The 10,235-nt window shown below is 73.1% G+C and carries 9 protein-coding genes; 2 read left to right on the top strand and 7 right to left on the bottom strand.

The features are described from left to right. Window positions 1-1,050: tRNA dihydrouridine synthase DusB (gene dusB, locus BN12_RS26200; RefSeq protein ID WP_157635721.1), on the bottom strand; the 1,050-nt coding region annotated here is incomplete at its 3' end. A gap of 105 nt (window positions 1,051-1,155) precedes the next feature. Here dusB and BN12_RS26195 point away from each other — a divergent pair. Then, window positions 1,156-1,980 carry a sulfurtransferase gene (locus tag BN12_RS26195; protein WP_048553483.1) on the top strand — a complete coding sequence of 275 codons (825 nt, stop codon included), beginning with the start codon at window positions 1,156-1,158 and terminating at the stop codon, window positions 1,978-1,980. 26 nt (window positions 1,981-2,006) lie between these two features. On the opposite strand, the gene BN12_RS14360 is transcribed toward BN12_RS26195, so the two are convergent. From BN12_RS14360 to BN12_RS14335, 6 genes are all read right to left on the bottom strand, one after another. Further along, window positions 2,007-3,809: a sigma-70 RNA polymerase sigma factor region 4 domain-containing protein gene (locus BN12_RS14360; RefSeq protein WP_048553480.1), complete on the bottom strand. Its 1,803-nt coding sequence runs from the start codon at window positions 3,807-3,809 to the stop codon at window positions 2,007-2,009. A gap of 53 nt (window positions 3,810-3,862) precedes the next feature. After that, complete coding sequence (locus tag BN12_RS14355; RefSeq protein WP_048553479.1) at window positions 3,863-4,474, bottom strand: response regulator transcription factor; 612 nt, start codon at window positions 4,472-4,474, stop codon at window positions 3,863-3,865. Beyond that, window positions 4,471-5,751: a sensor histidine kinase gene (locus tag BN12_RS23440; RefSeq protein WP_053080043.1), complete on the bottom strand. Its 1,281-nt coding sequence runs from the start codon at window positions 5,749-5,751 to the stop codon at window positions 4,471-4,473. Before BN12_RS23440 ends, BN12_RS14355 begins: the two co-directional genes overlap by 4 nt. A 58-nt stretch (window positions 5,752-5,809) precedes the next feature. Next, window positions 5,810-6,607, bottom strand: coding sequence for an ABC transporter permease (locus BN12_RS14345; RefSeq protein ID WP_048553478.1), 798 nt, complete (start codon window positions 6,605-6,607; stop codon window positions 5,810-5,812). Window positions 6,608-6,609: 2 nt separating this feature from the next. Further along, on the bottom strand, window positions 6,610-7,575 hold the full coding sequence (locus BN12_RS14340; RefSeq protein ID WP_048553476.1) for an ABC transporter ATP-binding protein: 966 nt from the start codon (window positions 7,573-7,575) through the stop codon (window positions 6,610-6,612). A 235-nt stretch (window positions 7,576-7,810) separates the two neighbouring features. After that, window positions 7,811-8,776, bottom strand: a complete 966-nt coding sequence (locus BN12_RS14335) for a winged helix-turn-helix domain-containing protein (protein ID WP_048553474.1) — start codon at window positions 8,774-8,776, stop codon at window positions 7,811-7,813. Between the two features lie 60 nt (window positions 8,777-8,836). Here BN12_RS14335 and BN12_RS14330 point away from each other — a divergent pair, with 60 nt between their 5' ends. Continuing rightward, complete coding sequence (locus BN12_RS14330; protein ID WP_048553473.1) at window positions 8,837-10,060, top strand: MFS transporter; 1,224 nt, start codon at window positions 8,837-8,839, stop codon at window positions 10,058-10,060. The last annotated feature ends 175 nt before the right edge of the window (window positions 10,061-10,235 follow it).

Below are 10,235 nucleotides of genomic sequence, written 5' to 3'. Positions count from 1 at the left end.
CGGCTCGTGCGGGTCGAGCCGGTCGAGAAGTCGGTCGAGGGCGGCGAGCGAGTCGACGAGGGCGAGCTCGCTGCGCACCGTCGACCCGGCGGGGAATCCCTTGAGGTACCACGCGATGTGCTTGCGGATGTCCCGGCAGCCCTTGAGCTCGTCGTCGTGGAACTCGACGAGATACTCCGCGTGCCGGCGCAGCGTCGCGCGGACCTCGCCGAGCGAGGGCCGGACCCGGGCTCGGGTGCCGGCGAAGGCGGCCGCGAGGTCGGTGAACAGCCAGGGTCGGCCGAGGCACCCCCGCCCGACGACAACACCGTCGCAGCCAGTGCGCTGCACCATCTCGAGGGCGTCGTCGGCCGACCAGATGTCACCGTTCCCGAGGACGGGGATCTCGGTCACCGCCTCCTTGAGCACGCGGATCGCCGCCCAGTCCGCCTCGCCGGAGTAGGCCTGGGCCGCCGTCCGCCCATGGAGGGTGACGGCGGCGGCGCCCTCCTCCTGCGCGGCCAGCCCGGCCTCGACGAAGGTGAGGTGCCCCGCGTCGATGCCCTTCCGCATCTTCACGGTGACCGGCACGGCATACGGGCTCGCCTCCCGGACCGCGGAGGCGACGATGGACCGGAACAGGTCGCGCTTCCACGGCAGCGCCGCTCCCCCGCCCTTGCGGGTGACCTTCGGGACGGGGCAGCCGAAGTTGAGGTCGATGTGGTCGGCGCGGTCCTCGGTGACGAGGATGCGGACGGCCGCGGCGACCGTGCCGGGGTCGACCCCGTAGAGCTGGATGGACCGGGGGCTCTCGTCGGGGTCGTGCTCGACGAGTCGCATCGTCTCTGCGGACCGCTCGACGAGGGCCCGGGACGTGATCATCTCCGACACGTAGAGCGAGGTCGCACCGCTCGCCCCGCCGGCGGCCAGCCCCTCGTCGCCGTACTGGCGGCACAGCCGACGGAAGGCCCGGTTGGTGATGCCGGCCATCGGCGCGAGGACGACGGGCGAGGTGATCGTGTGCCGGCCGATCCGAAGAGGTGGCCGCACGGGCGCCAGGGTCGTCGACATGATGGGCCCATTGTCGCATCGCGGCCGCTGACGCCCCGGTCGGCCGCTGACGCCCCGGTCGGCCGCTGACGCCCTGGACGACCGGCATCTGCTTGACTGCCTCGGGTGAGTGCTCTCATCCCCGTCGACGAGCTCGCCGAGACGCTCGGGGACGTCGTCGTCCTCGATGTCCAGTTCACCCTCGTCGGGGAGCCCGGGCGCGACCTGTATGTAGCCGCTCACCTCCCCGGCGCCCGGTTCGTCGACCTCGACGCCGACCTCGCGGGCCCGCCCGGCGACCGGGGCCGGCACCCGCTGCCGGACCCCGCCGTCCTCGAGGCCGCGCTGCGCCGCGTGGGGGTCGGGTCGACGTCGCGCGTCGTCGTCTACGACCAGCGGACCTCCCTCGCGGCGGCCCGGGCCTGGTGGGTGCTGCGGTGGGCCAGCGTGCCCGACGTCCGCGTCCTCGACGGCGGACTCGCCGCGTGGGTCGACGCGGGCCTCCCGGTGACGACGGAGGTCCCCGACGTCACCCCGTCCGCGCTCGTCGTGGTCCCCGGCGGTATGCCGGTCCTCATCGCGGACGACGTCCCCGCCGTGGTGCGCGACGGCATCCTCCTGGACTCCCGTGCGCCGGAGCGGTATGCCGGCGAGGTCGAGCCGCTCGACCCGGTCGCCGGTCATATCCCGGGCGCGGTCAACGCCCCGATGGCCCGGCAGCTCGAGCCGGACGGCCGGTTGCGGCCGTCCGAGGCGCTGCGGGAGTACTTCGCGGGGCTCGGCGTCGAGCCGGGAACCCTGGTCGGCACCTCGTGCGGCTCGGGGGTCACCGCGGCGCACACGGCCCTCGCGCTGCACGAGGCCGGGGTCGAGGCCGCCGTCTACGTCGGGTCGTGGAGCGAGTGGGTCGCGGACCCCTCGCGACCGGTCGCGACCGGTGCCACCCCATGACCCGGGAAGGGGGACGCACGCGGGGATCACCCCGGGAGGGGATGCTGGAACCAGAGGGCGACGACCTGGCTCGCTGAGCCGACACCCGTCATCGACGGGTCGACGATGCTCACGCGCGACAGCCGGTTGCGGTTGAGGTCCCACGCGAGGACCCACGTGTGGGAGGCCGCGGAGTATTGGAACAGGATCGTGTCGTCGGTCCAGCCGCACACCCGCAGGCCGCCCTTGACGACGCCGCTGTCCCAGTCGTCCATGACGAGACTCCGCTGGGTCCCCTCGGGGACGAGGGATGCCGCGAACAGTCCGTTGACGAAGGACCCCGCGGGCTTGGGGATGCCCTTCGGGTCCACGAAGGCCCCGGTCGCGACCCACGCCGGCGTCGCGACCGAGTCCCCCCACGGATAGCTCATGGGCATCCGCACCCGGCGCGTCGAGGCGATCCGTCCCGCCGGTTCGGCCGTCGTGACCGACGGCTCGCCGTCCTCGAGGAGCAGCCGCACGGCGTCGGCGGTCGCCCCCGCAGGCATCGCACGGACGTCGTGGCCGTCGAGACCGAGGGACCAGGCCGCGCTGTGGGACCACGCGACGATCCGGCCCGAGTCGGTGAAGCCGCCTCCGACGAGCGGCGGATCCCCCGGGCCGACCGGCACGGCCAGCCGCCGGGTCCGCCCCGTCGCCGCGTCGAGGACGACGAGATCGCCGGGCTGCACGAAGAGCACGTGGGTGCCCGTGGGATCGATCGACCGCGCCCCGATCGGCGAGACGGGGGACCCGAGGTCCGAGCCGAGACCGGTGAGGACGACGTCGACGACGGCGTACTGCTCGAAGAGGGTCGCGGAGTCCCGGACGAGAAGGAGTGGCTCGGAGCTGCCATCGCCGACCGTCCGCAGCATGGCGGCGACGACATGGAGCCGCGGCGCGTCGGCGCCGGCCGCGCGCACGACGTCACCCAGGGTCGGCACGTTCCAGGCGACGCCGAGACTGTCCGGCATCGAGAGGGCGAGCTGGGGCAGGTCCCCGACGTTGGTCGGGCCCGGTCCGACCAGGAGCGTGCCACCGTCGACCCGGAAGTCCGCGCCCTGGGTCCACGGCCGGCTCACCGTCACCGGAGGGGTCGGCCCGGGCTCGGCCTGCCGCTCCCCCCGGGCCGCCCACGCGACGCCGGCCGCCCCGACGAGCAGGACGGCCGCGGCCGTGCCGAGGGCGATACCGCGGCGACGGCGGCTCGAGCCGACCTCCTCGCGAGTGGCCCACACCCGCTCGACGACGTCGACGTCCTGGACCTGCGCCGCCCGCTCGTCGAGGAGGTCGGCGACATCCGCCTCGCCGACGACCGGTGGCAGCGCGGCAAGCGCGGCCGACCGCTCCCGCCGGAGGGTGGAGTCGCTGACGCCGAGGACCCGGGCGGCGTCAGCCGGCGAGCGGTCCTCGTGGAGGAGGAGGACGAGCAGGGCGCGCCGACGCGGGCTCAGCAGGTCGAACGCCTCCGCGATCGAGCTCGACCGGTCGATGCCGGAGCCCGCGTGACCCGCGAGGCCGGGCGCCTCCACGCCTGCCGGGCCGGCCGGGGCCACCACCTCCGGAGCGGCCGGGCTCTCGCGCAGCCGCCGCCGGGCGATGGTCATGGCGTCGTGGTAGACGGCTGCCCTGAGGTGGGGGTCCGGGTCGGCCCGCTCCCTGCGCCATCTCCGGGTGAGGGCGACGAGCGCGGTGACGGCCGCGTCGTCGGCGAGTCGGCGATCGCCGCAGACGAGGTATGCGATCTCCACGAGCCAGTGCTGTCGCGCCGAGGCGTAGGCCACGAGCTCGGGATCCGGCTCGGTCCGCATACGACCACCTCGTCGTCGATCTCCACGAGTCCGGCCCTGCCGGACCTCGTCCTCTAGAGCCAGCCGCTCTCCTGCGCGATGCGGACCGCGTCCGCTCGGTTGCGCGCCGTCGTCTTCCCGATGGCCGAGCTGAGATGGTTGCGGACCGTGCCCTCGGACAGGTGGACGAGACGGGCGATGTCGGCGTTCGTCCCGCCCCGGGCGGCCGCTCGCAGCACCTCGGTCTCACGGGCCGTCAGCGGCGACTCGCCGGCGACGAGCGAGTCCGCCGCCAGGGCGGGGTCGACGACCCGCAGCCCGGCATGGACCCGTCGGACGGCGTCGGCCAGCTGCCGCGCCGGGGTGTCCTTGACGACGAACCCGGACGCGCCGGCGAGCATCGCCTTGCGCAGGTACCCCGGCCGGCCGAACGTCGTGACGATGAGGACCTGCGTCTGGGGATACTTCGCCCGGACGAGGCCGGTCGCCTCGATGCCGTCCATCCCCGGCATGTCGACGTCCATGAGGACGACGTCGGGGTCGGTGCGCCCGACGAGCTCGAGGACCTCGTCGCCGCTACCCGCCTCGCCGACGACCGTGAGGTCGGGCTCGAGGTCGAGGAGGGCGGCGAGGGCGCCCCGGACGAGCGCCTGGTCGTCGACGAGGACGACCTTGATCTCGCTCACCGCTGGACCTCGACGGGAGCCCCGTAGGCCCGGCCTCCCGCCGTGGTGGCGCCACCCGCCAGGGAGTCGCCGGCCGCGGCGGAGCCTGCGGCCCTGGCGGAGTCACCGGCGGCGGATCCGCTGGGAATGGCCTCGACGGAGGGCACGACGATGCGGACCCGGAACCCGTCCGGTCCACCCGTCGTCTCCAGGACCGCGCCGACGGCACTGGCACGCTCCCGGAGCCCCCGCAGCCCGTTGCCCGCCCCGGTCGTCGCCTCCCCCGGACCGTCGTCGACGATGGACAGCTCGCGGTCGCTCATCGTCACGCTGCACTGTCGGGCGTTGCTGTGGCGGATGACGTTCGTCACCCCCTCGCGGATGGCCCAGGCATACAGCTCCCGCACGTCGGCCGGGATCTCGTCGACGCTCCGGGGCAGCCGCGCCTCGATGCCGGCGGCCCCGAGCGCCTCCCTGGCCCGGGCCAGCTCACCGGCGAGCGAGATCTCGCGGAACCCCTCGACGGCTCCCCGCACGTCGGCGAGCGCCTCACGGGCGAGGGTCTCCAGCGACTCGATCTCGACCTTGGCGCGCTCGGGTGCCACCTCGACGAGCCGCCCGGCCAGCTCCGCCTTGACGGTGATGACGGTGAGCGAGTGGCCGAGGATGTCGTGCAGGTCCCGTGCCATCCGGTTGCGCTCCTCCTGGACGAGGAGCCAGGCGTTCTCGCGCCGGGCGGCGGCGAGGTCGCGCTGTCGTCGGGCGGCGAGCATCCCGCCGCCGACCGCGAGGACCGCGAGGGCGATGGCGAGGCTCACTCCGTTGTCCCGGTGCCAGCCTGGAACGTGGTAGATGCAGATCTCGTAGGCGACGGCGATCGCGGCCGACACCGCGACGCCGACGATGAACCCGAAGGTCCACAGTCCCGCCACCGCGACGAACACCCAGGTCGTCGTCCCCTCCTGGCCGACCGCGAGAGTCGAGGAGAGGGCGAGGGCCGCGAGCAGGGCATACCGCAGATAGCGCCGGACCGAGCTGCCTCCGTCGACCGGTTGACCGGGGTCGACACCCCACGCGAAACGGCGGGAGACCATGAAGTGCCACATGTAGACGACGGCGAAGGCCACCGTCGTGACGATGCCGACGACCCCTGCCGTCGTGTGTCGCAGCTCCCAGGCGGCCTTGATCGGGTCCAGGAGGTAGACGAGCCAGATGGAGGTGAAGAAGATTGCCGTGTAGGGCCATTCGGGCAGCGCGACGCCCCGGATGGTCCACCGGGGCGTCTCGCTGTCCTTCATACCCTCCACTGTCTCAGCCCACCGCCTGGGGAGCCACCCGTCCGTGCCGCTCACGCCGTCACACCCTGGCGGTGTCCTTGCGGAAGCGCCACACGGCGCCGGCGGTGAAGAGGCCGAGCCAGACGAGGGCGTTCACCAGGGACAGCCACTGGAAGCCGCCGGTGATCGGCACGTGAACCAATTCGTTGAGCCCCCACATCGGAGTGAACTTGGCGAGCGTCTGGTACCAGTGTGCCGTCTGGCTGAGGTCGAGGAACAGACCGCCGGCGAAGGCGAAGATGACGAGCGTGAAGGACAGCAGCTGCATGACGTTCTCGGTCGGCAGCAGGTAGCCCATGAACAGGCCGTAGACGGCGAACATGAGCGATCCGACCCACACCGTGGCGGCCGTGGCGATCCACGCCCACAGCGGCATGTCCGCCTTGCCGGTGACGGCCCCGATGATGTAGACCGCGATGACCGACATGAGCCCGAGCGTCATCGCCGTGAGGGCCTTCGTCACGACGTAGGCGAGCGGTGACAGCGGCGTGAGTCGCAGCTGCCGGCTCCACCCCTGGGCCCGCTCGACCGAGACCGTCGAGCCACCGCTCGTCGTCGCGAGACAGGCGCCGTAGAGCGCCATGCTGATCATGATGAAGGCGCTGACGTTGCCGTGCGTCCCGGGCCCGAGGGACTGGTCGGACGGCTTGATCGTCTGGCCGAAGATGAGGTAGAAGGCGACGGGGAGCAGGACGGTGAACAGCATCGTCCGCTTGTTCCGCAGCAGTCGCCGGATCTCCAGCCGCAGCAGGGTGGTGTTGAACCCACCACCCTTGGCCGGGGGCCGGTGGGTCAGGTCGATGGTGGCGGTGCTCATAGTCACTTCTCGCTCTCGGTCATCAGGTCGTCGTCGCTCGTGAGCGCGACGAACGCGTCCTCGAGGCCGCGGGCCTCGATCTCCAGGTCGTATGCGGGGGTGCGCGTGAGGAGGTACCGCGCCACGGCGTCGCTGTCCTTCGCGTGGACGAGGACCTGCTCACCGCGGACGTCGATGCCCTCGACGCCGTCGACGGTCCGCAGCTGCTCGACCTCGGCATTGGGCCACGTCACCCGGACGGTCCGCCCGGCGCCGAGGGCCCGGACCTCCGCCGCGCTGCCGTCGGCGACGATCTGGCCGCGACGGACGAGGACGATGCGGTCGGCATACGCGTCCGCCTCCTCCAGGTAGTGCGTCGCGAAGATGACGGTGCGGCCCTGCTCGGCGTCGGCGCGGATGCTGGCCCAGAAGGCGCGGCGGGTGTTGACGTCCATGCCGGTCGTCGGCTCGTCGAGGATGAGCAGCTCCGGGTCGGACACGAGCGCCATCGCGAAGCGGAGCCGCTGCTGCTCCCCGCCGGAGCACTTGCCGACCATCCGGTCCGCGATCTCCTCGATGCCGGCGGTCCGGATGACCTCGGGGACGGCCCGGGCCGTCGGGAAGAGCGAGGCGGTGAGCTCGACGGTCTCCCGCACGGTGAGGTCCTTGACGAGGCCGCCGGTCTGCATGACGGCGCTCACGAGGCCGCGCCGGATCGCGTGGTGCGGCTCGAGGCCGAAGACGCGAGCCGTCCCGCTCGTCGGCTCCGAGAGCCCGAGGACCATGTCGATCGTCGTCGTCTTGCCGGCGCCGTTCGGGCCGAGGAAGGCGACGATCTCTCCCTGCCGGATCGTCAGGTCGATGCCGCGGACGGCCTCGACTCTCCCGAAGGTCTTCGTCACGCCGGTCAGTTCGAGCGCCACGGGTGCGGAGCCGGTCGATGCGGCCCGCTGTGGCGTGCTGCTGGAGTCGATCTCTGCTGTGTTCATGCCATCCAGGGTGCGGCCGGCGCTGCCGACGACCCTCTGTCCGTCGTCACGACCTACCCATGACATTCGTCAGTGACCGACGCCGCGGTCTGTCACCTGGTGTGCACCACCCCACCCGGCCGTCTGCCACCCGATCGGGGCCTGTGCACCACCCCACCTGGCCATCTGCCACCCGATCGGGCCTGTGCACCACCCCACCCGGCCATCTGCCCTCGATCGGGGCCCCTCGCACCGCTCACGAGCCGGTGCCGGCGGCGACGAGGGCGTCGCCGAGCGCGGTGCGCCAGTAGAGCACCTCCCGGCCGGATCGGCGGCGCAGGACGAGCTCGGTGTCGAGGAGCACCTTGAGGTGACCGCCCGCGGACCCGAGGGGCAGGCCGAGCCGGGCGGCGAGGGCACTCGTGCTGGCCGGGGCGTCGAGGGCCCGCAGGACCGCGGCCCGGTTGGCCCCGACGAGCCGGTCGAGCCCGTGGGGGGCGGCACCGCCCACGGCGGCGAGGCTGCCCTGCACGGGGTAGTACAGGGCATACCGCTCGGGCAGGTCCCATCCCACCCAGCTCGCGTTCCAGTGGACCGGGACGCAGGAGAGGACGGCGGTCTCCGGGAGGGTCCGGGTCGGGTTGTCGAAGCGGTTGATGCGGAGCTGGCCGCCCTCCCCGACCCACGACCGGCCCTGGCCGAGGTCCTTGAGGACACCCGCCCAGCCGTGTCCGGCGAGCCGCGCACCACGGGCCACGATGTCGGCGTGGAGGACCCGCTGCCGCCGCGGCCAGTCGCTCGCGAGCGTGTGGGTCCAGACCCAGTCGAGCAGTCCCGTCGTGTGCTCGGTCACCCCGGGCCGGGTGAGGATGCGCGGCAGGTCGGGGCCGACGGTCTCGCGCAGGTCGGCCCGGATCCGGCGGTCTCCGAGGGCCGCGATCTGGTCCAGCTCCTCCTCGAAGGTCGGCTCGGTGCTCGGAGGCGGTATGCCGAGGAAGTCGGCGAGCCAGTGCGGTCGCCAGTGCGCCGTGACGACGGCGGCCCGACCGGGGTGGGCGTCGAGCATCGCCCGGAATGCCGCGCCATGGGTCGCGACGAAGGCCCGGTCGACGGGTGGTCCGCTGCGCGAGAGGTGGCCGAGCGCGCCGACGACCTCGGCCATCGGCGAGATGGCGAAGCGGGCCCGGGCGAGCACCTCGGCCGGCACGACCCACGATCCCATGTTTCGTCTCCTCCCGAAGCATTTGCCGCGTCGCTCAGGCTACCCGCACAGTGGACGACCGTGAGGACCTACCGTCAGCTGTTCGCGATCGCCGAGTTCCGGCGGCTGTTCGCCGTCCGGGTCGCGACGATGGCCAGCGTCGTCCTCGGCGGACTCGGGCTCGGGGTCGTCATGTTCGACGCGACCGGGTCGCCGGTGCTCACCGCCCTCGCGATGTTCGGCGGGCCCCTCGTCACGCTCGCGACGAGCAGCTTCCTCCTCGCCTCCTCCGACCTCCTGCGACCCCGCACCGCCATCGTCGCGGTCACGGCGACGGCCGGCGTCACCGACCTCGGCCAGCTCATCCCCGGCCTGGCCTGGGGCTGGCGGTTCGCCCTCCTCGCCGCCGGGTACGTCGTCGTCGCCGCGACGTCGGGCACGGTCATCGCCCTGCTCGCCGACATCGTCCCTCCCGACGGCTTCGTCCTCGCCCGGTCGACGATGAACATGCTCGTCGGCGGCATCCAGGTCATCGGGAACGGCGTCGGCGCCCTGCTCCTCCTCCACGTCGCGCCGACCGGCCTGTTCTGGATCTCCTCGACGGCCGCCTTCGCGGCGGCCCTGCTCGCCCGCTTCGGCCTCGCCGACCATCCTCCTCGGGCCTCCGGAAAGGTCGTCGCGCGCACCCGGGCGGTCAACCGCGTCCTCCTCGGGTCGCGCACGCTGCGCCCCGTCCTCCTCACGATGTGGGTGCCGAACGGCCTCATCGTCGGCTGCGAGGCGCTCTTCGTCCCGTATGCCCACGCCCGCGCCGGTCTGCTCTTCGCCGCCGCGGCAGCCGGCATGCTGCTCGGCGACCTCCTCATGGGGCGGTTCGTGCCGCCACCCCGTCGGGACCGCCTCGTCGAGCCGCTGCGGCTGCTCCTCGCGATCCCCTACCTCGGGTTCTTCCTCGTGCCGGCACCCTTCTGGGCCTCGCTCCTGGGCTTCCTCGCCTCGGTGGGCTACAGCGCCTCGCTGCCGTTGCAGGAGCGGATCGTCCGGCTCACCGACCCGACGCACCGCGGCCAGGCGTTCGGGCTCGCGCAGACGGGGATGATGGTCGGCCAGTCGATCGGCGCCGTCGGCGCCGGCGCCGTCGCCCAGTGGGTCGGCCGGGGCACCGCCGGGGTCGGGCTCACGATGGGAGTCTTCGCCGTCCTCTCCCTCGCGACGACCCTCTCGCTCACCCCCGGACTGCGCCGGTCCCGCGAGGGTGCGTCACCACATCCCGCGGCGGAGCCGCTCGCCGACCGCTCGGTCTGAGCCTCAGCGGCCCTACGCGCTGCGAGGTTCCGGCGGTGTCGTCATACCTCGACTCGAAGCAGGCCGCGCTGGGTCGAGGTGCGCACGGACGCTCCGGCGGTCTCGTCATACCTCGACTCGAAGGAGGCCCGCTGGGTCGAGGTGCGCACGGACGCTCCGGCGGTCTCGTCATACC

Origin of the sequence: Nostocoides japonicum T1-X7 (assembly GCF_001046855.1) — a bacterium.
Lineage (GTDB): Bacteria > Actinomycetota > Actinomycetes > Actinomycetales > Dermatophilaceae > Nostocoides > Nostocoides japonicum.
Note: the sequence above shows the minus strand (reverse complement) of the source record. Positions and strands in the feature narration are given on the sequence as shown.

What these genes read in the sequence shown, in the direction of transcription:
- BN12_RS14360 (WP_048553480.1), bottom strand. Translation starts at nt 3,809, where the DNA reads ATGCGGACCGAGCCGGATCCCGAGCTCGTGGCCTACGCCTCGGCGCGA.
- BN12_RS23440 (WP_053080043.1), bottom strand. Translation starts at nt 5,751, where the DNA reads ATGAAGGACAGCGAGACGCCCCGGTGGACCATCCGGGGCGTCGCGCTG.
- BN12_RS14345 (WP_048553478.1), bottom strand. Translation starts at nt 6,607, where the DNA reads ATGAGCACCGCCACCATCGACCTGACCCACCGGCCCCCGGCCAAGGGT.
- BN12_RS14340 (WP_048553476.1), bottom strand. Translation starts at nt 7,575, where the DNA reads ATGAACACAGCAGAGATCGACTCCAGCAGCACGCCACAGCGGGCCGCA.
- BN12_RS14335 (WP_048553474.1), bottom strand. Translation starts at nt 8,776, where the DNA reads ATGGGATCGTGGGTCGTGCCGGCCGAGGTGCTCGCCCGGGCCCGCTTC.